27 protein-coding genes are annotated in these 23,162 nt (G+C 63.1%); 11 read left to right on the forward strand and 16 right to left on the reverse strand.

All coding sequences use genetic code 11. From position 1 onward, the window contains the following. The first annotated feature begins 11 nt into the window (after nucleotides 1-11). Complete coding sequence (locus VK804_RS21475; protein ID WP_325374077.1) at nucleotides 12-752, forward strand: metallophosphoesterase family protein; 741 nt, start codon at nucleotides 12-14, stop codon at nucleotides 750-752. A 248-nt stretch (nucleotides 753-1,000) separates the two neighbouring features. Then, nucleotides 1,001-1,561 (forward strand): sterol desaturase family protein, encoded by a 561-nt coding sequence (locus tag VK804_RS21480; RefSeq protein ID WP_325373962.1) that lies wholly within the window; start codon nucleotides 1,001-1,003, stop codon nucleotides 1,559-1,561. Nucleotides 1,562-1,583: 22 nt separating this feature from the next. Here VK804_RS21480 and rpe read toward each other — a convergent pair whose 3' ends face one another. After that, nucleotides 1,584-2,285, reverse strand: coding sequence for a ribulose-phosphate 3-epimerase (gene rpe, locus VK804_RS21485; protein ID WP_325373965.1), 702 nt, complete (start codon nucleotides 2,283-2,285; stop codon nucleotides 1,584-1,586). A gap of 259 nt (nucleotides 2,286-2,544) precedes the next feature. Between rpe and VK804_RS21490 the strand changes: the two genes are divergently transcribed. Next, nucleotides 2,545-3,351: an EF-hand domain-containing protein gene (locus tag VK804_RS21490; RefSeq protein WP_325373967.1), complete on the forward strand. Its 807-nt coding sequence runs from the start codon at nucleotides 2,545-2,547 to the stop codon at nucleotides 3,349-3,351. 27 nt (nucleotides 3,352-3,378) lie between these two features. On the opposite strand, the gene VK804_RS21495 is transcribed toward VK804_RS21490, so the two are convergent. The 6 genes from VK804_RS21495 to VK804_RS21520 form a co-directional block, all read right to left on the reverse strand. Further along, nucleotides 3,379-4,374 (reverse strand): P1 family peptidase, encoded by a 996-nt coding sequence (locus VK804_RS21495; RefSeq protein WP_325373969.1) that lies wholly within the window; start codon nucleotides 4,372-4,374, stop codon nucleotides 3,379-3,381. Between the two features lie 82 nt (nucleotides 4,375-4,456). After that, nucleotides 4,457-5,578: a branched-chain amino acid ABC transporter substrate-binding protein gene (locus VK804_RS21500; protein WP_325373972.1), complete on the reverse strand. Its 1,122-nt coding sequence runs from the start codon at nucleotides 5,576-5,578 to the stop codon at nucleotides 4,457-4,459. A 160-nt stretch (nucleotides 5,579-5,738) separates the two neighbouring features. Further along, complete coding sequence (locus VK804_RS21505; RefSeq protein ID WP_325373974.1) at nucleotides 5,739-6,473, reverse strand: ABC transporter ATP-binding protein; 735 nt, start codon at nucleotides 6,471-6,473, stop codon at nucleotides 5,739-5,741. 160 nt (nucleotides 6,474-6,633) lie between these two features. Then, nucleotides 6,634-7,467 (reverse strand): ABC transporter ATP-binding protein, encoded by an 834-nt coding sequence (locus VK804_RS21510; protein ID WP_325373976.1) that lies wholly within the window; start codon nucleotides 7,465-7,467, stop codon nucleotides 6,634-6,636. Beyond that, entirely contained in the window at nucleotides 7,464-8,741 is a 1,278-nt protein-coding gene (livM, locus tag VK804_RS21515) for a high-affinity branched-chain amino acid ABC transporter permease LivM (protein WP_325374079.1), read from the reverse strand. The genes VK804_RS21510 and livM overlap by 4 nt, the downstream gene beginning before the upstream one ends. A gap of 56 nt (nucleotides 8,742-8,797) precedes the next feature. Further along, nucleotides 8,798-9,712: an ABC transporter permease subunit gene (locus VK804_RS21520; protein ID WP_325373978.1), complete on the reverse strand. Its 915-nt coding sequence runs from the start codon at nucleotides 9,710-9,712 to the stop codon at nucleotides 8,798-8,800. 265 nt (nucleotides 9,713-9,977) lie between these two features. On the opposite strand from VK804_RS21520, the gene VK804_RS21525 reads away from it, so the two are divergent. Then, nucleotides 9,978-10,124, forward strand: coding sequence for a hypothetical protein (locus VK804_RS21525; RefSeq protein ID WP_325373980.1), 147 nt, complete (start codon nucleotides 9,978-9,980; stop codon nucleotides 10,122-10,124). Nucleotides 10,125-10,815: 691 nt separating this feature from the next. On the opposite strand, the gene VK804_RS21530 is transcribed toward VK804_RS21525, so the two are convergent. The 8 genes from VK804_RS21530 to VK804_RS21565 form a co-directional block, all read right to left on the reverse strand. Continuing rightward, nucleotides 10,816-11,301 carry a hypothetical protein gene (locus VK804_RS21530; protein ID WP_325373982.1) on the reverse strand — a complete coding sequence of 162 codons (486 nt, stop codon included), beginning with the start codon at nucleotides 11,299-11,301 and terminating at the stop codon, nucleotides 10,816-10,818. Nucleotides 11,302-11,408: 107 nt separating this feature from the next. Then, nucleotides 11,409-11,564: a hypothetical protein gene (locus VK804_RS21535; RefSeq protein WP_325373984.1), complete on the reverse strand. Its 156-nt coding sequence runs from the start codon at nucleotides 11,562-11,564 to the stop codon at nucleotides 11,409-11,411. 105 nt (nucleotides 11,565-11,669) lie between these two features. Then, nucleotides 11,670-11,849 carry a hypothetical protein gene (locus tag VK804_RS21540; RefSeq protein WP_325373986.1) on the reverse strand — a complete coding sequence of 60 codons (180 nt, stop codon included), beginning with the start codon at nucleotides 11,847-11,849 and terminating at the stop codon, nucleotides 11,670-11,672. 1,204 nt (nucleotides 11,850-13,053) lie between these two features. After that, nucleotides 13,054-13,296 (reverse strand): hypothetical protein, encoded by a 243-nt coding sequence (locus VK804_RS21545; protein WP_325373988.1) that lies wholly within the window; start codon nucleotides 13,294-13,296, stop codon nucleotides 13,054-13,056. Between the two features lie 129 nt (nucleotides 13,297-13,425). Further along, complete coding sequence (locus VK804_RS21550; protein WP_325373990.1) at nucleotides 13,426-13,620, reverse strand: hypothetical protein; 195 nt, start codon at nucleotides 13,618-13,620, stop codon at nucleotides 13,426-13,428. A 289-nt stretch (nucleotides 13,621-13,909) separates the two neighbouring features. Beyond that, a complete protein-coding gene (locus VK804_RS21555; protein WP_325373993.1) occupies nucleotides 13,910-14,158 on the reverse strand; it encodes a hypothetical protein in 249 nt (82 codons plus the stop codon). Nucleotides 14,159-14,223: 65 nt separating this feature from the next. Next, nucleotides 14,224-14,592: a CsbD family protein gene (locus VK804_RS21560; RefSeq protein ID WP_325373995.1), complete on the reverse strand. Its 369-nt coding sequence runs from the start codon at nucleotides 14,590-14,592 to the stop codon at nucleotides 14,224-14,226. A 460-nt stretch (nucleotides 14,593-15,052) separates the two neighbouring features. Next, nucleotides 15,053-16,273 carry an MFS transporter gene (locus VK804_RS21565; RefSeq protein ID WP_325373997.1) on the reverse strand — a complete coding sequence of 407 codons (1,221 nt, stop codon included), beginning with the start codon at nucleotides 16,271-16,273 and terminating at the stop codon, nucleotides 15,053-15,055. 169 nt (nucleotides 16,274-16,442) lie between these two features. On the opposite strand from VK804_RS21565, the gene VK804_RS21570 reads away from it, so the two are divergent. Beyond that, on the forward strand, nucleotides 16,443-16,919 hold the full coding sequence (locus tag VK804_RS21570; protein ID WP_325373999.1) for a cyclic nucleotide-binding domain-containing protein: 477 nt from the start codon (nucleotides 16,443-16,445) through the stop codon (nucleotides 16,917-16,919). A 292-nt stretch (nucleotides 16,920-17,211) separates the two neighbouring features. Further along, nucleotides 17,212-17,739, forward strand: a complete 528-nt coding sequence (locus tag VK804_RS21575) for a hypothetical protein (protein WP_325374001.1) — start codon at nucleotides 17,212-17,214, stop codon at nucleotides 17,737-17,739. A gap of 163 nt (nucleotides 17,740-17,902) precedes the next feature. Here VK804_RS21575 and pcaD read toward each other — a convergent pair whose 3' ends face one another. Then, a complete protein-coding gene (gene pcaD, locus VK804_RS21580; RefSeq protein ID WP_325374002.1) occupies nucleotides 17,903-18,685 on the reverse strand; it encodes a 3-oxoadipate enol-lactonase in 783 nt (260 codons plus the stop codon). Nucleotides 18,686-18,864: 179 nt separating this feature from the next. On the opposite strand from pcaD, the gene VK804_RS21585 reads away from it, so the two are divergent. From VK804_RS21585 to VK804_RS21605, 5 genes are all read left to right on the forward strand, one after another. Next, the gene (locus tag VK804_RS21585) at nucleotides 18,865-19,314 is read left to right on the forward strand and encodes a carbon monoxide dehydrogenase subunit G (RefSeq protein ID WP_325374004.1); all 450 of its coding nucleotides are present in this window, start codon (nucleotides 18,865-18,867) and stop codon (nucleotides 19,312-19,314) included. Between the two features lie 148 nt (nucleotides 19,315-19,462). Beyond that, entirely contained in the window at nucleotides 19,463-19,948 is a 486-nt protein-coding gene (locus tag VK804_RS21590; RefSeq protein ID WP_325374005.1) for a (2Fe-2S)-binding protein, read from the forward strand. Nucleotides 19,949-19,982: 34 nt separating this feature from the next. Beyond that, nucleotides 19,983-20,789 (forward strand): xanthine dehydrogenase family protein subunit M, encoded by an 807-nt coding sequence (locus tag VK804_RS21595; protein ID WP_325374006.1) that lies wholly within the window; start codon nucleotides 19,983-19,985, stop codon nucleotides 20,787-20,789. A gap of 37 nt (nucleotides 20,790-20,826) precedes the next feature. After that, a complete protein-coding gene (locus VK804_RS21600; RefSeq protein ID WP_325374007.1) occupies nucleotides 20,827-21,735 on the forward strand; it encodes a MoxR family ATPase in 909 nt (302 codons plus the stop codon). 224 nt (nucleotides 21,736-21,959) lie between these two features. Continuing rightward, the gene (locus VK804_RS21605) at nucleotides 21,960-23,162 is read left to right on the forward strand and encodes a VWA domain-containing protein (RefSeq protein ID WP_325374009.1); all 1,203 of its coding nucleotides are present in this window, start codon (nucleotides 21,960-21,962) and stop codon (nucleotides 23,160-23,162) included.

A 23,162-nucleotide genomic window follows, 5' to 3' on the forward strand; every position in this document is an offset into this window, starting at 1 on the left:
CGGAGGAAATCGTGCGGCTGGCCGTTTTTTCCGATATCCACGCCAACCGGCAGGCGTTTAGCGCCTGCCTTGATTTTGCGCGCGCCCGCGGCGCGGAAAGGATGATCCTCCTCGGCGACTATGTCGGCTATGGCGCCGATCCGGAATGGACGGTCGAGACGGTGATGGGCCTCGTCGCGAACGGTGCTTTGGCGGTGTGCGGGAATCACGACAACGCCGTCAGCACCGCGTCCGAATTCATGAACGCCGAAGCCCAGGCCGCGATCGAGTGGACCCGCGGCAGGCTCAGCACCGCGCAGCGGCGCTTTCTTTCCGAGCTGCCGCTGACGCTGCAGGAGGACGATCGCCTCTATGTCCATTCCGAGGCCAGCCATCCTCAGCATTGGCGCTATGTCCAGAATACGCTGGATGCGGCGCGCAGCCTGGTGGCGACGAAGGCGCATGTCACCTTCTGCGGCCACATCCACCGGCCGGCGCTGTATTCCATCTCAATAACCGCGAAAATGACGAGCTTCGTCCCGATCACGGGTGTCCCGGTGCAACTGCTCAGGGGGCGGCAATGGCTCGCGGTGCTTGGCTCGGTCGGTCAGCCGCGCGACGGCGATCCGGCCGCGGGGTTTGCGATGTTCGATACCGTGAGCGGGGAAATCACTTATTGCCGCGTGCCCTACGATGTCGAGGCGGCGGCGCAGCGGATACGCGACAACGGCCTGCCGCGCTGGCTGGCCGATCGTCTCACGGCAGGGAGGTAACGCCACGGCCGGGCTCGCGGTCGGTCTCGGCGCCGTGATCGACGGCTTCACATATTCGGCCTGACCGGCAACTTTTGCGCCACTGGAAACTTATATCGGCTGGTCCCGATTTCGGGCAACGCCGGAGCCGATGGCCGCCAGCATTTCCGTCATTCAAATCTGCTCCTATCGCCAGCCTGCACGGTTCATGACGCGGGAAAAGCCGCTGATAGTGCCAGCCAAGGCGTCCAACCAGGGGAACGGTCAACATGACGAGTCTTTCCGCCGAAGTGATGCGGCGTATCAGGCACTTCGGCGACTTCGTGACCGTGCCGCTGGCCGCCATGATCTTCATGGCGCTGGCCGGCATGGACCGGCTCTATCTGGTCCTGTTCGGCCTCGCGGCCTGGACGCTGATGGAATATCTGGTGCACCGATTTGTCTTCCATCAGTTTCCTTCCCTGGGCCAGCGCCTGCACCAGCTCCATCACGACCATCCAAACGATCCGGATTCGGAAAGATCCAGCCTCAGCACGCCACTGCTGGCATTCCCGATCGGACTTCTGCTGGTCGGCACCGCTGGCTTGCGGGACGGATCGGCGATTTTCGCCGGCCTGTTGCTGGGCTATCTGGCTTTTATCACTGTCCACTATGCCGTGCACCGCTGGACCATCGAGCCGAACTCCTGGCTCTATTCGGCAAAGCTGCGGCATCTCACGCATCATCGTTTCGAGAATTGCAATTTTGGCGTATCGACGATCTTCTGGGATGTCGTGTTTCGCACCAATGCGAGAATCGTCAGCGGGCGCATAAGCTCTGGCGCCGGCTGAGACCGCTCGATTTGAATTGCACCTAGATCGCCTCGCCGCGCGCCAGCGCCGCCGCATTGCGGATCGCGGAAATATTGGCCTTGTAGGCCTCCATCGTGCCGCCCTTGAACACCGCGGAGCCGGCGACGAAGGCGTTGGCGCCTGCGGCCGCCAGCTGGCCGGAATTATCGGGGCTGACGCCGCCATCGACCTCGATGTCGATCGGCCGTCCCGCCGTCATCGCGCGCAAATCCTGGATCTTGCCGAGCGCCGACGGAATGAAAGCCTGGCCGCCGAAGCCGGGATTGACCGACATCACCAGTACGAGATCAATCATGTCGATGACATATTCGATCGCCGTGATCGACGTGCCCGGATTGAGCGAGACGCCGGCCTTCTTGCCGAGCGCGCGGATCGCCTGCAGCGAGCGATGCAGATGCGGGCCTGCCTCGGCATGCACCGTGATGTGATCGCAGCCGGCCTTGGCGAACGCCTCCAGATAGGGATCGGCCGGTGAGATCATCAGATGGGCGTCGAAGATCTTCTTGGTATGCGGACGGATCGCCTTGATCACGTCGGGCCCATAGGAAATGTTCGGCACGAAATGCCCGTCCATCACGTCGAGATGAATCCAGTCGGCGCCCGCGGCATCGACGGCGCGGACCTCGTCGCCCAGTTTGGCAAAATCGGACGCCAGGATCGACGGCGCGATGACGAGCGGACGTGACGCGAATTGGGCGGACATGGGCGCTGTTTCCGAGATCACTCTTGATGCGCGCGGAGGGCCCCCGCGTAACATGGGCAAGGCGCGGCGGCAATGCCGAGCGGATCCCTCCGCAGGGGGCGGAAAATTCTGCCGCCGGGGCAGCAATTGCCGGGGAACCGGACCCGCCGGAGCTGAGAAAGCCCATGTTTTATGGGCTTTCCCGCGATGGCACGAGGCTTGCTGATCGATCGGCACGAATTGTGTGGGCCGCGTTACGCGGCACTGTTGGAGTATGGCCATGCTGTTTGCCCTTGGCGCCGCCTCATCCGCGCTCGACGCCATCCGTTCGCTGACCTCATCGGGTTCGGCGTCCAGCCAGGCAGCGGCCTTTGCCGAGGCCGCGACCGATCCTTTCAGCGCCAACGCCGGCGCCCCGACCGCGGGCGGCTCCAGCCCGTCGACCGCGCCGGGCGGATATTCCCAGATTTCACCGGCCACCATGAGCGCGCTGCTCGCGGCGCAAGGCCAGTCGTCGACCGGAGCAACCACACCGGCATCGACCGATCCGTCCAGCGCGTTGCAGGACCTGTTCTCGCAGATCGACGCCAACGGCGACGGCTTGATCTCGAAATCGGAATTCGAAAACGCGCTCGGCGCCGGCGGCACCAACCTCGCGCAGGCCGACGACGTCTTCAGCAAGCTCGACACCAATGGCGACGGTTCGGTCAGTCTCGGCGAATTGAAATCTGCGCTGCAGGGAGCGGGGGGCAGGGGTGGCCACGGCCATCATCACGCGCATGTCGGCGGATCGGGCGACAGCACCGGGGCCAGTGGGACCAGCGCTGCCACCAGCGCCGACGGCGCGAGCGACCCGCTGCTGCAGGCATTGGCAGGTGCGACCGCCACCACCGCCACCAACAGCGACGGCTCGACCACGACCTCCATCACCAATCCCGATGGCTCCAGGATCACGATGACCTCGCCCGCGGCAACGACGTCATCGAGCAACGCGACGGCATCCTACAATTTCCTCGAGCAGCTGATCCAGCGCCAGGCGCAGGCGATTTCATCCGGCGCCACCCCATTGCTCTCGCTCAATGCCTAGTTCGCCCGCCGCCGGAAGCGCAGCGGGCTATCCGAAGCGGTCCTTCCACGCCGGCAGCGCGTCGGGGAAGGACAGCGCGGTCGCATTGTAGACGCCGCGCGCAATCGCGCGAGACACCGCATTGGCGGCGACCATGCCGAGTTCGGTAAGGCCGGCCAGCGGATCGACCGGCTTCTCGCCGGTCGCCGCGGCAAACAGCACGTCGCCATCGGTCGGCGCGTGCACCGGATAGATCGCGCGCGCAAATCCGGTCTGCGCGATCATCGCCAGCCGCTTGGCCTGAGGTTTTGTCAGCGCCGCGTCCGTGACCACGACCGCGAGCGTGGTGTTTTCCGCCGCCGTCGCGGCGGCCGCGCCCTTGATCCGCATTGCCAGCATGTCCGGGGTGAACGACGGCGGCAATCCGCGCCCGCCATACTCGCCGTCGATTTCGAACGGCGCCGCCCAGAACCATGGCCCATTGCCGACGGTGACGCTGCCGACCGCATTGACGACCGCGATGGCGCCAACCCGCACGCCGGCTTGCGTCATGGCGGATGCCGAACCGAGCCCGCCCTTGAAATTCGCCGTGGTCGCGCCCAAGCCGGCGCCGGCGCTGCCGAGCGCAAAACTCTCGCCTGCGGCGACTGCCGCGGCGTAGCCGAGATCGCGGTAGGGCGAGAAGCGGCCCCATTTCTTGTCGCCGCCGTTGAGCAGGTCAAAGCAGATCGCGCCGGCAACGATCGGAATCACCGCGCCGCGCACCACATAGCCGCGGCCCTGTTCGGCGAGCCAGGCCTGCACCCCGCCGCCGGCCTCGAGCCCGAACGCCGAGCCGCCGGAGAGCGTGATGGCGTCGATCCTCTCGACGCTGTTGGCGAGATCGAGCAGCGCGCCCTCGCGGGTGCCGGGGGCGCCGCCGCGCACATCCATCGCAGCCACCGCGGGCTGGTCGAAGACAACCGCGGTGACGCCGGAGGCGAGCTTTGGGTCATCGGCATGGCCGACCTTGACGCCGGCAATATCGGTGAGGAGATTCTTCATCGCGTGTTTCCTGCGCCGCAGACGTCATGCAAAAACGCCCCGGCGAAGCGGGGCGTTTGACGTTGCTATCCGTCGATGAGTCCTACGACCCCTTCGGATTGATCTCGGTGTAGTTGCCCTTGTCGTCCCATTTGTAGACGACATAGTCGAGTTGCTTGATGTCGCCCTTGGCGTCGATCTCGATCTGCCCGATCACGGTATCCCAGGCGCCGCCACCCTTGATCGCGGCCATTACCTTCTTCGGATCGGTGGTGCCGGCTTTCGCCGCCGCCTGCGACCAGATCTGCATCGCGGCGTAGGTGTAGAGCGTGTAGCCCTCGGGATCGATGCCCTTGGCCTTGAACTTCTCGACGATAGCTTTCGCGGTCGGCTTGTTGCGCGGGTCGGGGCCGAAGGTGAACAGCGTACCGGCGCCGGCCGGCCCGGTGATCGAGGCGTATTCCTTGTCGGCCAGCGCGTCGCCGGCCATCAGCACGGTCTGCAGGCCCTGGTCGCGCATCTGGCGCACGATCAGGCCGGATTCCTGATGGTAGCCGCCGACATAGACGAGGTCGATCTTTTCCAGCTTCAGGCGCGACACGATGGCGTTAAAATCCTTGTCGCCCTTGTTGTAGGACTCGTACAGCTTCTCGGTCACGCCGGCCTTGTTGAGCGCCTTCTTGGTTTCGTCGGCCAGCCCCTTGCCGTAGGTGGTCTTGTCGTTGAGGATGGCGATGTTCTTGCCCTTGTAGTTCTTGGCGATGTAATCGCCGGCGACCTGGCCCTGCTGGTCGTCGCGGCCGCAGACGCGCGCGACGTTCCACAGCCCGCGCTCGGTGAACAACGGATTGGTGGAGGCCGGCGTGATCTGCAGCACGTTGCCGTCGGCGTAGGCTTCCGACGCCGGGATCGACGACGACGAACAATAATGGCCGGCGACGAACGGGATTTTCGCGCTGGCGATCTTTTCCGCCACCGAGCGCGCCTGCTTGGGATCGCAGGCGTCGTCCTCGACGTCCAGCGCCAGCTTCTTGCCGAGCACGCCGCCGGCGGCGTTGATGTCGGCGATCGCCATGTCGGCGCCGTTCTTCATCTGCCGCCCGAAGGCGGATTCGCCGCCCGTCATCGGGCCCGCCACTGCGATGGTGATGTCCTGCGCAGAGGCTGCCGTCGACAATGCCAACGATGCGCCCAATGCCAGGCCGATGAGTTTCAGTGATTTCATGAGAGGTCCTCGCGGTAGATCGCTACGGGAAGTGCCCGGCGGGCGGCCGGGTCCGAAGATCGCACCTATTGTCGGCTGAATTTGCCGCGAAGTCATCGGCATTTTTCAGGCAAATCGGTCTTTACCGGGGCGTTTGCGGGGCGCGGCTTCGGGGCTGCGGCTACCCATGCCGGCCGCCTTCCAGATAGGCCGCGCGGATTTCCGGGCGCTGCAGCAGCTCGGTGCCGGTTCCCTGCAGCGTGATCAGGCCGTTGACCATGACATAGCCGCGATGGGCGAGCCGCAGCGCGTGATTGGCGTTCTGCTCGACGATCAGCACGGTCAGCCCGTCCTGCCGGTTCAGAGTGCGGATGGCGTCGAAAATCTGGCGCGCGATCAGCGGCGCCAGGCCCAGCGAGGGCTCGTCCAGCATCAACAGGCGAGGGCGGCTCATCAAGGCGCGGCCGATCGCCAGCATCTGCTGCTCGCCGCCGGACAGCGTTCCGCCGCGCTGGGCCATGCGCTCCTTCAGCCGGGGAAACAGCGTCAGCACGCGCTCGAGCCCGGCCGCACGATCGGCCTCGCTCGAATCGGTGGCGTCGGCTCCCATCTGCAGGTTCTCCGCGACGCTCATGCGCGGGAAAATCCGCCGGCCCTCCGGTGCTTGCGCGATCCGCAGGCGCGCGACTTCATGGGTCGGCATTTCCGTAATGTCGCGGCCGTCGAACAGGATCTGGCCCGAGCGGGCGCGCGGCTTGCCGAACACCGTCATCATCAGCGTCGACTTGCCGGCGCCATTGGCGCCGATCAGGGCGACGATCTCGCCCGGATTGATCGCGATGTCGACGCCCTTCAGCGCCTCGATCTTGCCGTAGGCGGCGCGCAGACCGCGAATCGCGAGCAGGGGTGATGTCATGCGACCGCCCCCGTGTCCCGGACGCGGTGCCGCGCTCTTGCGATGCGCCGCCGAGCCGGGACCCATGGCTGCGCGCGAAGGTGTTGGAACCGGATCAGCGGCGCGTCACGCCGCCATGGCGGCGCGCGGCGCAGCATCCGGGGAACATGCCGAAGCCCCCTCACAGCCCCAGCTCCTGTTCGACCGCGGCGACCTCGTCATCCTCGACGCCGAGATAGGCCGCGATCACCTTGGGATCGTCGCGCACCTCTCGCGGCGAACCTTCGGCGATCTTGACGCCGTAATCCATCACCACGACATGGTCGGAGATTTCCATCACCACGCTCATGTCGTGCTCGATCAGGAGGATCGAGGTGCCGCCGTCGCGAATCGAGATCAGCAGTTCGCTCAAGGCCGCGCTTTCGCGCGCATTCAGTCCGGCGGCCGGCTCGTCGAGGCACAATAACGCCGGTTCGGTGCACATCGCGCGCGCGATTTCGAGCCGGCGCTGATCGCCATAGGGCAGGTTGCCGGCGGCATCGTCGGCGCGCTCCAATAGCCCGATGCGCGTCAGCCAGCGCGTCGCCTGATCGATCGCGTGCTTTTCCGCCCTGCGCCACGACGGCGCGCCGATCAGCCCGAGAAACGTCAAACCGGAGGCCCGCATCAGCGCGTTGTGCTGCGCCACCATCAGGTTTTCCAGCGCGGTCATGCCGGGAAACAGCCGGATGTTCTGAAAGGTGCGCGCGACCTTGGCCTGCTTTGAAATGCGGAAATCGTTCAGCCGTTCGAGCTGGATGGCGCGGCCATCGTCATGCGTCAGCCGCATCGCGCCACCGGTCGGCTTGTAGAATCCAGTGATGCAGTTGAACACCGTGGTCTTGCCGGCGCCGTTCGGCCCGATCAGGGCGGTGATCTTGTGCCGCTCCGCTGTGAACGACAGTTCGTTGACGGCGACGATGCCGCCAAAGCGCATCGTCAGGCGATCGACGGTGAGGATGGTTTCGTCGCTCACCCGTGACCCTCCTTGACGAGGTCGGAGGAGATCGCCTGGCTGTGCTCGAGGTAGACGGTGGGCGCACGATGGCCGATCAGCCCGCGCGGCCGCCAGATCATCAACAGCACCATCGCGACGCCGAACACCAGCATGCGATACTGCTCGAGCCCGCGAAACAGCTCGAAGCCGCCGATCATGGTGAGCGCCGCCAGCGCGACGCCGAGCTGCGAGCCCATGCCGCCGAGCACGACGATCGCCAGCACCAGCGCCGATTCATTGAAGGTGAAGGATTCCGGGCTGATGAAACCCTGTCGGGTGGCGAAGAATGCGCCGGCGAATCCGCCGAACATCGCCCCGGTCGCAAACGCCGTCAGTTTGGTCGTGGTGATGTTGATGCCGAGCGCGCGGCAGGCGACCTCGTCCTCGCGCAGCGCCTCCCAGGCGCGGCCGATGGGAAGGCGCCGCAGCCGGATCGTGACCCAATTGGTCAACAGCGCCAGCGCCAGGATCAGATAGAACAGGAACACGATGCGGTGGGTTGCCGAGAATTCGATGCCGAGCCTTGCGGCGAGGCCATTATCGCTGGGGTCGAGCGGAATGCCGAACAGCGTCGGCCGCGGGATTCCGGAGACGCCGTTCGGGCCGCCGGTCAGGCTCTGCCAGTTGATGATGACGAGGCGGATGATCTCGCCGAATGCCAGCGTGACGATGGCGAGATAGTCGCCGCGCAGCCGCAACACCGGAAAACCGAGCATCACGCCCCACAATGAAGCGAGGATGCCGGCGAGCGGCAGGCAGACCCAGAACGATAGCCCGAAATTGGTCGCCAGCAGCGCGTAGGAATAGGCGCCGACGGCGTAGAACGCGACATAGCCGAGGTCGAGCAGGCCGGCGAGGCCGACCACCACGTTCAATCCCCATCCCAGCATGACATAGGTCAGCACCAGAATGCCGAGGTCGAGGATGTAGCGCTGATCGTAGAAGATCACGGGCACCAGCAGGGTGAAGATCAGAAGCAGCGGCGCGATGGCACGCCGTGCCAGCGCCAGCGCGCGGGTAACTGCAGGCGGAACGATCGCGATGGTGCCGACCGGCCCCCACCACCAGCGCAGCAATTCGACCGCGATGCTGCCGGCGAACACCGCGGCGACGATTGCCGCGAGATCGCCGAACCGCGTCCAGTAGATCAGTTGCCCGGTGGGTCCGGCTTCGGTGCGGATGCCGATCATCAGCGAGAACAGCACCAGCGCCACCAGCGCGCTGATCAGCGCCTTTTTGAGGATGAAGGCCATGCCCGGCGCGCGCGCGGCCGGGCTCGAGTTGGGCGCCGATGCTGTCACGCCGGCGGTCAAACTTTTTCAACTTCGGGCCGGCCGAGCAGCCCGGTCGGCATGAAGATCAAGACCACGATCAGGATCGAGAAGGCTGCTACGTCCTTGTACTCGACCGAGAAATAGGCCGACCACAGCGTCTCGATCAGGCCGATCGCCAGCCCGCCCAGCATCGCCCCGGGCAGCGAGCCGATGCCGCCGAGCACGGCTGCGGTGAAGGCCTTGATGCCGGCGACGAACCCCATGTAGAAATCGACCAGACCGTAATAGAGCAGGTACATCATGCCCGCGACCGCGGCGAGGGCTGCTCCAATCACGAACGTCATCGAGATGGTGCGGTCGACATCGACGCCGAGCAGCGCCGCCATGGTCTGGTCCTGCTCGCAGGCGCGCATGTCGCGGCCAAGCCGGGTGCGCGCCACCAGCCAGGTGAAGATCGCCAGCAATACGATGGTGGTGACGACGACGATAATCTGCACGTTGGACAGCCGCACCACGAAACCGTTCTGGTCGAGCAGCGTGTAGCCGCCGGTGATGATCGGCGGCACCGGCTTGACGCGCGCGCCTTGCGCGACTTGCGAATAATTCGACAGCACGAACGACATGCCGATCGCCGACAGCATCGGCGCCAGCCGGAACGAGTGCCGCAGCGGCCGATAGGCGATGCGCTCCACGGTCCAGCCATACAGCGCGGTGATCGCCATCGACACCAGCAGCACGATCAGCAGGATCACGGGAACCGCCGTCAGTCCCATCGAGACCAGGATCAGGAACGTGATCAGCGCGATGAAGCCGCCGATCATGAAGATGTCGCCATGAGCAAAATTGATCATGCCGACGATGCCGTAGACCATGGTGTAGCCGATGGCGATCAGGCCGTAGATCGAGCCGAGCACGATGCCGTTGATCAGTTGCTGGGCAAAATAGTCCATGCGCTGCCGTCAGTTAAAGGACGCGGCGATGGCCCCGGCAGCCGGAACGGCGCGTCGTGCCATTTTCTAACAGCGGGAACCGGGGGCGGCAACAGCGCAGGGTGCGGCTCAAACGCTTGTACAATGGTACTTTCGCCTCAGGTTCCCCCCGCCGCGATCGGGACAGGCGGCCGCCATCCAATCACCGCGCGGGAACCGATTTTTCCCTGAAACCATTTTCTGCCGGCGCGGTTATCTCCGGTTAGGTTCAACCAGGGAGACCGTTATGGCGAACCAGAATCCGAATCCGGGCCAGCAGAACCAGAACCCGAGCCAGAAGCCCGGCCAGCAACAGGGCGGCGGCCAGAAGTCCGGACAGCAGCAGCAGGATCCGAACCGCCAGGGCCAGAAGCCCGATCAGCGCGACCGGTAAAGCGGATCGAGAGTTGAGTGAGAGCAGGAAGGTCCCGCCGCAAGGCGGGACTTTTCTTTTGGTGCGCAGGCCGCAATTGTCAAGCAGCCTCGTCATTGCGAGCGCAGCGAAGCGATCCATAGCGCAGCAAGCGAAGAATGGATTGCTTCGTCGCAAGTGCTCCTCGCAATGACGTCGACGCACACCTTCGCGATCTCGCCGCATGCGTTTTGCGCGAGGTATCCCTTTATTTGCCGCCCTCTCCATTGAGGGCGCAGGGAATGCCGGGCGGCCGATGCGGCCGATAGCCGCGTGTGCAACGGGTAGCGGTAGAACGCACACGCGTTGTCAGGTCACACCGGAATCACCCGGCATTCCCCACGCAATGGTTTACGGCTTACTCCGTGATCTCCCCGGTGCTCGGGCTCTTTGGCCACCGTCGCCGGCGCTCCTAAGCGCCAACTTGACACCAGCGTCGAGGTGCCAGGACCACACGGCTTCGCCGTCCGCTTCAAGTGCCTTCGTCAAGAGCACTATCGGCGTCCACCGCATCCCGCCCCGCGTTAAGTGACGACCGCGAAACGCCCCTCATGGTGGGACGGGACAGGGAGTAATATAGGATAATCAGAATATTCGGTAAAGCAGAATATTTTTGCGAGAGGGGCTTGACAAGGGGGCAAATCAGTTGGGGGAAATACAGACGCGGCCGGCGCTACCGTGGCGAGACCTGCGCCGATAGCGGAAACGCGAAGTACAGATTGCAGGCGGCAAGCGCTGCGCCGTTCGCACCATGGCTTGCAAGACTTCCCGGCGCTTCGACCCGCGCGGCTAGGTGGCCGCTGCCGCCGGCCTGGAACGCGACAAAGGCGTCATAGATCGCGCGGCGCTCGCCGACCGACGCCTGTTTGGGATTTTCCGGATAATAGGACGGTATCGTCAGGATCAGATAATCCATCTGACAGCGCGGCGCGGAGATCGCCACGGCCTTCTTGCGCAGCGCGATCTCGAAGCTGCCCGAGCGCTCGTCGAATCCGGCAAGCCACGCGCGGCGGGTGTGCAATTGCGCGAGCGTGGCGCCGATCACGAAGTCGGCCGGATGCAAGCTGATCGTCCATGCGGCGACCTCTTCGCCCAACGCGGCGGCCGACGCCCCGGTCAGGATCGACATCGCCAGCAGGCCGGCCAGTAACGCTCGCATACAGAGGACTATACCATGGAGAGGATGGATCGTAGTCAGCCTTGCACGAGCGGATCGATCCCTGCGACATGATGATTGAATGAAAGAGGCCGCCAACTGAGGCGGCCTTACTGCGTTTGCTCAGGGTGAAGTGCCATCTTCTGGGCCTTCATCTCCTCAATCAATTTCTTGATCCCATCGATGGTGCGTTGATCGATAATTCTGTCTGCCAGTCGCTGGTAGTGCTCGATCTTGCCGTCGAGTTCGACACACTTGTCACACATTTTCCAGCTCCGCATTCGCGCGTGAATGCAGTCGTCATTGGCTGCTGTCTATATGACGACGAAGCGGCGAAAATGTTCAGTTCCATTTTGGGCGATCGGGGACGGCTACTCCAGCTTGCTGTCAAACCGGGCGATCCGGCGATCCCGCTGCCAAAGCTCCAAATCGTGTCCGTCAATTAGTTGCTTGGCCGATTCGATGGCGGCATTGTCGTCCGCGCAGCTAAGGTCGATGGATCTGATGAAATGACCGTCCTGGCCGATGACATAAACGCGGTAAAGCTGCATGAGCACAAACTCCCGGTCAGGCGGGAGCACTACCGAACTCTCCGTCACCGGTGATTGCCGAGAATGGACGGTGATAGGAAGCATTTACGAGCGTTAAATTTGGTTTGTCTGTCCGGTTTCCAACTCACAATTGAAATCAGGCCATCACTGTCAGCGCGGTGCGTGCCGATCGATCGCCGCGTCATCACGACATTAGACGAAAGAGGCCGCCAACTGAGGCGGCCTTACTTTTTCTCTTTGGTTTCGATATCGACCGCTTCCGTAGTGTATTCCGGGGCCAGCCTCCGAAGCTCCAGTTGCGTTTGCTCGTCCGTCAAGGCCGTGGCGTGAGCCTGGCATTTGGCGGCCTGATACCTCAGATAGATGGAGCCTTCGGACATTTGGCAGCCTTGGCTCAAAGGCAAGTTAGACCAATGTCTTAAATTGAGTCTGATCCATACGGATCACCAACTGGACTTATCTTCGCCTCCAGCCGCTTCACGAGTCGGGCGCCGCTCCAAATCTCAACCGAATGATCGCCGAGGAGGCGACTGGCAAGCTTGATAGCCTCAGCGTCGTCGGCACAGACCAACGGTTCGAACCCAATGAAATGCCCATCGCGCCCGATGGTGTAAGCCCGATACTCTGCCATCCGAAAAGTCCCCTGACGGATATCGGCCGGTAGCGAGGCTATGAAATATATATTGTCCGGTACCGGACTCAACCAAAAATAGGCGAACTTGCCAGACTGCTTTTGTTCAAAAGTGCACTTAGGTTCCATCCGTGCATTACCCCGCCGAGGGTGCCCCCCTCATCAGAAGTTGTACCCGAAAGGGCCAATGGCTTCTGCAAAAAGGGACCGGCGCCACCGTCGATGCCGACTTGGAAAAATACGAAGAGATCGAAGCTGCCACAATGAAAGAGGCCGCCAACTGAGGCGGCCCTTACTACTTCCCTCGAAGAATGCCGGCCAAGCCGTCAATTAGGTGCTTAACCCAACGATCGTCATCGGCTAGCAGTTCGGCAGTCGATTTCCTCTGCTCTTCGTCCAAAGGCACAGCTGCGGGCGGCGGAATCTTCTCCTGATATATCATCATGCGGCAAGGCCGTATACTTGGGGATGTATCTTAAGGCAAGAGACGCGAAGTTAACGACCGACCGAACGTTTGTTCGTATTGAAACTGCATGGTTCCATCATTCAGTCTTTGACATCCGCCCCTTCGCCTTAGTCGCCAACTTCTTCAAACGTTTTGGAGACCTTTTGGTGACCGGGTATCTTTTTGCCAGAACCTTTTTCTGACTTCTTATGGTCCTTGATCAGCCCGTCCGGGCTGCGCTCAACCGCGTGCGTCACCTTTTTCATGATTGACGCGCGAGACTTTTTGCCGAGCGAATAACCCTCTATCGTTATCTTCAATTTGTCCTTGCCAGCGTGGTACTCGTGATCAATTTTTGGCTTTTTGGACATTTCATCCTCCTTGCTAATAGCTTTACTTTTTCTGTCCACAACAGAGTCCCAATTGCTCTCTTTGAAAGAAAATGTTTACCGTGCTGCGGAAACTGAAAGGCCCGGGGATGCCCGGGCCTTTCTGCCTCGCTATTTCTGCTGCTGGCTCTTCGAATGGGCCTGGTCGGTGTGTTGGTGAGCGGTCTGCGAATGCTGCTTCGCAGCATTGGCGTGCTCCTTACCTTTGGCGTGGTCGCCCTTACCGTGATGTTCGGCGGCGGAGCGATGTGCCTTGGCAGCGTTTTCGTGGTGTTCGGCAGCCTTGTTGTGCTCGTCTTTAGCCATGGAATCCTCGTTGGTTGTTAGCTCCCAGCCGGCACAAACTCACCGTCCCCGAAAACGTTCCAATAGTCGGATAGGCAGACGCAGGCGAAAAAGGAAATTGGGTGATCTGTCATGGTCGAGCTCGCGCGCAATCTCGCTTATTGGCACCTCTGAGACATGCCGAGCCGCACCAGCGACGTTCGCTTTGGGGAGGATCGGAAGTAATCGAGTTTAAAACGTCGCCCTTGTCATATCGTTCGGCGAAAAGAAAAGTGGATCGGTGTGGCGTTCGGTGAGCGCCCTCAAACCCTCACCGGCGGCGGGCGACGGCTATTCCCAACAGGAACGCGATTAGCAGTGAACCTAGAGGCGCTTCGCGCGCGATATTGCTTAAGACACTCAATGGCATACCGGGCTTTCGACCCGCTTCTATCGCGCCGCTAACTCGATTGACAGTAGCTTTCACAGCGTCGGAGACTTCCGCGATGGTGGATTTCGGTTCTGGAACGGGATCCAAGCCTTCGTGGACGAAAGAGGGCAGCGGGACGTCATCACTCACGATTTAATCTCCAAGCCAACAAGCAGCCAATCAATCGAAAGTGCGATTCTTCCGATATGGCCATCTTAGCCGTAATGTCGCGGCCGAGGGCGGCGCAGCGGGCGCGTCATCAATAGTGCCAGCGCAAAACCGATCCCGCCCGCGATCAACATCGAACCGAGCGGTTTCTCCTGCACCTTCTTCGCAATCGCTTGCGAGCCGTCACGGAAGGTGTCGCCGCTGTTCTGATAAGCTTCTTGGGCATAGCTGACGGCTGCATCCGAGGTTTCGCGCGCTACATCCTTGGCCTGACCGTACAGGTTCTGCGCCGCGCCGGTCGTCTCTCGGACGCGGCCGGCTGCCTGGGTCTTTGCGTCGCCGGCGACATTGCCGACGGTGCTCTCGACCTTACCAGCGAAATCCTTCGCCGAGCCGGCAATTCGATCGTTGTCCATAGCGGACACTCCCAGCGATGAAATCTCGGAGAGCCAACTGACAAGGTCTGTTTCGGTTCCGCGCGCGTAGAACGCCGGTCTGCAATCGTGGGCGGGCCAAAACCTCTTCCATTCCGAACTCGCCGCTCGACGGCATCGTAGCGATCAAATCAACTTGCCGATTGGCGCTTGTGATCTGGAACGGGCATCCAGCCTGAACGCCGGCCTCCCCCCGGAGTTGAGGCGGCCTTACGCTATCGACTGTCGCGTTGATTTTCTGTCGATTGGGCGAGTCTCAGCCATTCCTCCGCGACGCGTAGCCACGCTTCCTTGTCGAGGGTGCTGACGGACTTGGCCGCCGGCTCCCGGCACTCCTCAGCCTGTTTACGAAACCTGGCTGCCTCGTCGCCAGACATGATGACTAGGGCTCAACCGGGGCTTCGAAAGCTACAGCGCAAGCAAAACAGCCCGCCTTGACCGTTCAGGCATAGACTGCGCGCTGGCGTTGCCGTCCGACCAGCACGCTGATCAAAAGCAGGTTGAGAAGGTTGGTGCCGATGCCGACCGCGAAGGCGGGTGCATAATATCCGAGATGGTCGTAGATGAGGCCGGCGAGCCAGCCGCCGGCGGCCATGCCACCGCCGCTGAACAGCAACAGGGTCGGGATTCTCCAGGAGGCTTCCGATGCCGGAAACAGTTCACGTACCGCCAGCACATAGGCCGGGATGATGCCGGAAAAGCCGAGCCCGAAAGCGGCGGCCACCACGAACAGGCCGGCTTCGTTCTGCGTCAACAGAAAGGCCGTCATCGAGGCGGCCTGCCAGGCCGATCCGATCAGTACGGTAGCGAGGCCGCCGATCCGATCGGAGATCGCACCCCAGATTTGCCGGCTCACGAACGCGGTGCCGAGCAGCACCGACAGCATCACGGCGCTCATCGACCGGCTGATACCGAGATCGCTGCAAAGAGCAACGAGGTGGCCCTGCGGCATCGCCATCGCCATGCAGCACAGCACGGCGGCGCCGCACATTGCCGCGAACACCGCATTGGGCGGCCAGCCGAGGACGCGCGTTCTGTTCGAACTGGCACCGGATGGCGCCGCCGGATGAATGATCTCGGGTGGGCTGCGAAAATAAATCGACGCAAGCGGCACGACCAGAATGATCTCGGCCAGCGCATACCACAGCATCGTCTGCCGCCAGCCGAAATTGACGATGGCATGCTCGAATATCGGCGGCCAGATCGCACCGGCGAGATAGGTTCCGCTCGAGATCAGCGCCAGCGCCGAGCCACGGCGGCGGTCGAACCAGCGGCTGACATAAATGTACAGGGGTGCATTGATGCCGCCGATCCCGATCAAGCCGATGAACAGTCCGTGGCCGATCCACAGCGGCCAGGGCGGCCCAAGCGTCGAGATCGACAGCCCAACGCCGATCATCAGCGAGCCGAAGATGACCGTCCACCGCGTGCCGATCCGATCGGCGATCCGGGACATGATGATGCCACCGGCGCCGGTGCCGAGCCAGGCCAGCGAACTGGCCAGCGCCGGCACGGAGCGCGACCCGTTGACCTCGCCGGCGATGTCCTTGAGCGCCACCACGCCAATCCAGGCGCCGCCGAACGACATCCCGAGGATGAAGAGCGCGACCGAGGCTATGGCCCAGGACGCCCTGGTCTCGACGGAACGTGGGAATTGCAACATCAGGAGGGGACTCAAAGGCCTGCGGATACCGTTTCCTTACAAGCCGCGGGGAATTTCACCACCCATATCCACGTGGGTCTGCTCTACCGCTGCACTGCGTCAAAATGCGTGAACCAATCCTGGGGCCCAGCCCGCTTGTCGCCATTGGGCGCGGGAGTATATTTGGCCGATGGCTGTCAGCTCCCCCGATCTGAAAGCGTTCCTGATCGCCACGCCTTTCTTCGGTGGCCTCTCGGACGCAGGCCTCGATCTCCTGGTCTCGATGCTGGTCGAGCGCCGCTTCGACGCCGGCGCCACTGTCGTGGCGGAAGGCGAACAAGGGCGCTCGATGTTCATCGTTCACTCCGGCAAACTGGTGGTGAGCCGGCTGGGGAATTCCGGGCGCGCCATTCGCATGTCGGATCTCGAACCGGGCGATTTTTTCGGCGAAATGACGCTGATCGAAATGCAGAACCGATCAGCCACCGTCGTCACCGAGAGCCCAACCGTATTGTATGAGCTCACGGCCCGAAACCTCTACACCTGCTACAAGGCCGACATCCATGCCTATGTGATAGTGCTGCAGAATATCAACCGCGAACTTTGCCGACGGCTCCGCCGCGCCGACAATCGCATTCCCGAACTGCAGACGCCGCACACGAACTGATGAGACAGATCGTAGGGCGGGTTGGAGGCGAAGCCGTAACCCGCCGCTTTGATTTACGGCCCGGAGCGGCGGATTACGCCGGAGCCTGTCATCGGGCCGCGCTTTGCGCGGACCCGTTGGGCTCCAATCCACCCTACGACCTTTCGCAAGAGTCCTGGGACGATTGGGTAGGGTCCCGCCGCCTGCCATTAAGGTAAACAAAGGGTTTAAATTGCCTGTCGCAGTTTAAGGAGGTTACCTCGCCCGCAAAGCCGCCGCTCTCTCAGCGCCGCGGAAAAAGCGGGAAGCGGCAATGGCGACCAACTGGCGGATCAGTTCATTCAACGGCGCGCTGCTTGCGGCCTATTTCATTCCGACCTGGACCATCGTCGCCTTCAAGATCATGGTCTCGCCGATCCATGCGCTTTTCGAGCGGCCGAACATCGCGGTCGGGCTGTTCATCAGCGATCATCTGCAGCTCGCCGCAACGGGCACGGTCCGCGTCGCCTGGCTGTTGGCGCTCGGCAAGCTCACCGTGGTTGCGTTCTTCGCGGTGTTCGTGATTTTGCTCACGCGCGCCTCGATCCGCAAGACCGGCGGCAGCGATGAAGCGCTGGCGATGGCGCTTGCGATCGGCAGCGTGATCAGCTTTGCCAGCATGGTGATGGCCTCCCAGGTCGGCGAGACAGCCGCCCTTCGACTGCACGCGACCGAACTGTTGATGCTGCTCGGCACGGGAATCGTGCTGCTGGTCGAACGTCCCGCGCAGCCGCAGGCCGAAAGCGCCGCGATCGCCGACGATCTATCCCTTCAGCAGTCCCAATTCCTCGAGCACCGCTGAGGCATTTCCTCATAGCGTTCTTCCCGTCATTGCGAGCGCAAGCGAAGCAATCCATCTCTCAGCCGTCACTGAACTCAGATGGATTGCTTCGTCGCAAGGGCTCCTCGCAATGTCGTTGCGGGAGTCTAGCGTTTCGCTGCCCTCGCAATGACGCTGTTAGAGTTTACCGCTGCGTCAAAAAGCCGACCACCGCGTCGGTGAAGACGTGCGGCTGCTCGACGTTGGAAATATGCGCGGCGTCGAGGATCGTCAGTGCCGCTCCCGGAATCTGGCTGCGGATGTACTCGCCGGCCGCGACCGGCGTCGACATGTCGTGGCGTCCGGCGATGACCAGCGTCGGGCTCTTGATCCTGGGCAGCAAGTCGCGCTGGTCGAGCGTGCTCAGCGCCTCGCAAGCCGCGATATAGCCCTGTGCCGGGGTCGCGAGCAGCATGGCCTTCAAATTCGCCGTGACCTGCGGCTCGCGCTCCCTGAAATCCGCGGTCAGCCAGGCGGCGATCACGGTGTCGGCGATCGCGGCGATGCCGCCTTCCTTCACGGCCTTGATGCGGTTGTTCCAATTGGTCGGATCGGGATAGTAGCAGGCGGTGTTGGAGAGGATGATCTTGCCGAAGCGCTGCGGCGCGTTGGCGGCGAGCCACTGTCCGACCATGCCGCCCATCGACAGCCCGCACCAATGCGTCTTCTGGATGTTGAGATCGTCGAGGATCGCCAGCACGTCGCGCCCGAACCGCTGCATCGAATAGGGTCCGGGCGGCACGCCGGATTTGCCGTGGCCGCGGCGGTCGTAGCGGATCACGCGGAATATTTGCGTGAGCGCCTTCATCTGCGGCTCCCACATCTGCAGGGTGCAGCCGAGCGAATTCGACAGCATCAGGGTCGGTCCGCCGTCGCGGCCCTCGACCGATACGTTGATGAGGCAACCGTCGGCGTCGATCATCGGCATGGCATACCCCGCGAGTTCGGTAGATGAAGACTCTATTCAAGACGATGGATTGCCGGGTCAAGCCCGGCAATGACGGTTTTTGGCAAATATGCATCGCTCGTCATCCCCTGGTCCCCTTCCTTTTGGGCCGAGCGTGCTTTACTTGGAGGACAACAGACCGATGATCCGGGAGGCAGCCCATGGCCATGACGATGAACGGCGAGGTTCAGCTGGCGGCGCCGCGCGAGGCGGTGTGGGCCAAATTGAACGATCCGGAAGTGCTCAAGGTCTGCATCCCCGGCTGCGAGGAACTGGACAGGACCGAAGACAACAGCGGCTTTCGGGCGGTGGCCAAGATCAAGGTCGGCCCGGTGTCGGCGCGCTTCAAGGGGCGCGTGACGCTGAGCGATCTCGATCCGCCGAACGGCTACAAGATCTCGGGCGAAGGCGAGGGCGGCGTTGCCGGCTTCGCCAAGGGCGGTGCCACGGTGGCCCTTGCCGACAAGGATGGCGGCACGCTTCTGACCTATGACGTCGAGGCGCAGATCGGCGGCAAGCTCGCCCAGCTCGGCCAGCGCCTGATCAACGGTTCGGCCAAGAAACTGGCCGACGAGTTTTTCGCGAATTTCGCCAGGGCGGTGCAGGGTTAGTCCGGCCAGGCCGATAGTGCCCGGCAAGTCATATCAGGCCATGCCTTAGGTGAGGTTGCTCATTGCCGGGATGGCTCATATTATGGCCTTGCAATGATTTTAACGACTGTGCTGCCGCCCCAGGCGGCGCAGATGAAGAGAGTGCTGAATGGCCAAGATTTCCCTGATCGTGAACGGCAACCCCGTCAACGCAAATGTCGACCCCCGCACGCTGCTGGTGCAGTTTTTGCGCGAGAATCTGCGGCTGACCGGCACTCATGTCGGTTGCGACACCTCGCAATGCGGCGCCTGCGTCGTGCATCTCGACGGCAAGGCGGTGAAGTCCTGCACCACGCTCGCTGTCATGGCCGACGGACACGAGGTCCGGACCATCGAGGGGCTCGCCGCCGACGGCGCGCCGCTGCATCCGATGCAGGAGGCGTTCCGCGAGCATCACGGCCTGCAATGCGGCTTCTGCACGCCGGGCATGATCATGACTGCGGTCGACATCGTCCATCGCAAGGGCCACGATCTTTCCGACCACACCATTCGCGAAGAGCTCGAAGGCAATCTCTGCCGCTGCACCGGCTACCAGAACATCGTTGTCTCGATCGCGGCCGGCGCCAAGGCGATGGCGAACTCCGATCTCGCATAACGAATTTTCGTCGCACGGCGTTTGGGGATCATTCATGTACGAATTCAAATATCATCGTCCGGCGACCGTGCGGCAGGCCGCCAATCTGCTGGCCAAGAACGAAGACGCCAAGGTGATCGCCGGCGGCCACACGCTGCTGCCGGTCATGAAGCAGCGGCTGGCGAGCCCGCCGCATCTGGTCGACCTCTCCCACATCGAAGGTCTCGACGGCATCGAGATGAAGGGCCGGTCGCTGGTGATCGGCGCCACCGCGACCCACCACGCGGTCGCGACCTCCGCCGTCGTCGGCGAGGCGATCCCGGCGCTCGCCGAACTCGCCGGGTTAATCGGCGATCCCGCGGTGCGCCACAAGGGCACCATCGGCGGCTCACTCGCCAACAACGACCCGACCGCCGATTATCCCGCCGCCTGCCTCGCGCTCGGCGCCACCATCGTCACCAACAAGCGCCGGCTGAAGCCGGAGGAATTCTTTCAAGGCCTGTTCACGACCGCGCTGGAAAGCGACGAGATCATCACCCGGGTGATGTTCCCGCTGCCCAAGAAGGCGGCCTATGTGAAATTCCGCAACCAGGCCTCGCGCTATGCGCTGGTCGGCGTGTTCGTGGCCAAGCGGCCCTCGGACGTGCGCGTCGCCGTCACCGGCGCCGGCTCCGACGGCGTGTTCCGCGTCGCCTCCTTCGAGGAAGCGCTGAAGAAGCGATTCTCGGCGAAGGCGCTGGACGGGTTGACGGTGCCCGGCGACGGGTTGAACAGCGACCTGCATGGCAGCGCCGAATATCGCGCGCATCTGATCGCGGTGCTGGCGCGGCGCGCGCTCGAAGCCGCGACCGCCAAAGCCTGACATTGCAGGTCTCCGCCGAACCGGGATTGGTCTTGCCATGAGTGCATCGGCGCTGCCCACTTCCGTCGATGCGACGCTGGGTCTTTTGACCTCGCGGGGCTATCTCGCCGAGCGCTCGCTCGGCACCGTGACCTACCTCGCGCTGCGCATGGGCCGGCCGCTGTTTCTGGAAGGCGAGGCCGGCGTCGGCAAGACCGAAATCGCCAAGGTTCTGTCGGCGGCGCTCGGCCGCAAGCTGATCCGGCTGCAATGCTACGAAGGCCTCGATGTCGCCAGCGCCGTCTATGAGTGGAACAGCGCCGCGCAGATGATCGCGATCAGGCTTGCGGAAGCCGCCGGCGATACCGACCGCGAGCAGCTGTCATCGGACATCTTCGCCGAGCGCTACCTGATCAAGCGGCCGCTGCTGCAGGCGCTGGAGCCGGATGTCGCGGGCGCGCCGGTGCTGCTGATCGACGAACTCGACCGCGCCGACGAGGCGTTCGAGGCGTATCTTTTGGAAATTCTCAGCGATTTCCAGGTCACGATCCCCGAACTCGGCACCGTGAAGGCGCCGCATCCGCCGATCGTGATTATCACTTCCAATCGCACCCGCGAAATCCATGACGCCCTGAAGCGCCGCTGCCTCTATCACTGGGTGGACTATCCCAGTGCCGAGCGCGAGCTTGCGATCGTCAAATCGCGCGTGCCGGGAATTTCCGCAAAGCTGTCGGAACAGGTCGTCCGCTTCGTGCAGGCGCTGCGCGAGCAGGATTTCTACAAATCGCCGGGCGTGGCCGAGACCATCGACTGGGCCACCGCGCTGACCGAACTCGACGCCCGCTCGCTGACGCCGCAAGTGGTCGGCGATACGCTCGGCGCATTGCTGAAATACCAGGACGACATCGCGCGAATGCAGGGCGACGGCTTGCAGAAGGTTTTAAAGGAAGCGACGAGCGAGACGTAGGTTTGGCTTGGGAAGCAACGCAGTGCGCTCCCTCTCCCGCCCTTGCGGGGGAGGGTCGGGGTGGGGGCTCTCTCAGGTTACTCCATTTATGAAATTTGGCACTGACGGATACAGCGCATGCATATCGGACAGAGTGCTCGCTGCGGCAGCCCCCACCCCAGCCCTCCCCCGCAAGAGCGGGAGAGGGGGAGCACCGCCCGCGGTTTGGGAGAATCGTAGAACCAATGCCCATCGATCACCTCAATCCCCCGACCGGCCAGATGGCCGACAACGTCATCGGTTTTGCCCGCGCGCTGCGGGCGGCCGGGATTCCGGTCGGGCCGGGGGCGGTCATCGATGCCATGAACGCGCTGCAGGTGATCGATATCGGCAACCGTGCGGATGTCTTCACCACGCTGGAATCGATCTTTGTCAAACGTCACGAGCATGCGCTGATCTTTGCCCAGGCCTTCGACCTGTTCTTCCGCGCCGAGGAAGACTGGAAGCACATGCTGGATTCGGTGCCGCTGCCCGATCACGCCAAGAAGAAGCCGAAGCCGGCCTCGCGCCGGGTCCAGGAGGCTTTTGCACAGCCGCAGACGACCGAGGTGCCACAGGCCCAGGAGCGGGAGCTTCGGCTTTCGGTCTCCGACAAGGAAATCCTGCAGAAGAAGGATTTCGCGCAGATGAGCGCGGCCGAGATCGCCGAAGTCACCCGCGCCATCGACAAGATGAAACTGCCGCAGGCAGAACTCCACACCCGCCGCTATCGGCCGGATGCGCGGGGCCTGCGGCTCGACATGCGCCGCACCTTGCGCGGCAGTTTGCGTACCGGCGGCGACATCATCGACATCCATCGGCTGGGGCGGATCGACAAGCCGGCGCCGATCGTGGCGCTGTTGGATATCTCGGGATCGATGAGCGAGTATACGCGCCTGTTCCTGCATTTCCTGCATGCCATCACCGACGCGCGCAAGCGGGTCTCGGTGTTCCTGTTCGGCACCCGGCTCACCAATGTGACGCGGGCCCTGCGGGCGCGCGATCCCGACGAGGCGCTGGCGAGCTGTTCGGCCACGGTGGAGGATTGGGCCGGCGGCACCCGCATCGCCACCTCGCTGCACACCTTCAACAAATTGTGGGGCCGGCGGGTGCTGGGGCAGGGCGCGATCGTGCTGCTGATTTCCGACGGGCTGGAGCGCGAGGCCGACGACCGGCTGGCATTCGAGATGGACCGGCTGCACAGGTCTTGCCGGCGCCTGATCTGGCTCAACCCGCTGTTGCGCTATGGCGGCTTCGAAGCCAAGGCGCAGGGCATCAAAATGATGCTGCCGCACGTTGACGAATTCCGCCCGGTGCATAATTTGAGTTCCATCGAGGGGCTGATATCGGCGCTATCCTCCGCCCCGCCGGTGCAGCATCGCAGCCTGATCCGCCCCGTAGCAGCCTGA

The sequence above is a fragment of the Bradyrhizobium sp. genome, from assembly GCF_035484855.1.
Taxonomy (GTDB): domain Bacteria; phylum Pseudomonadota; class Alphaproteobacteria; order Rhizobiales; family Xanthobacteraceae; genus Bradyrhizobium.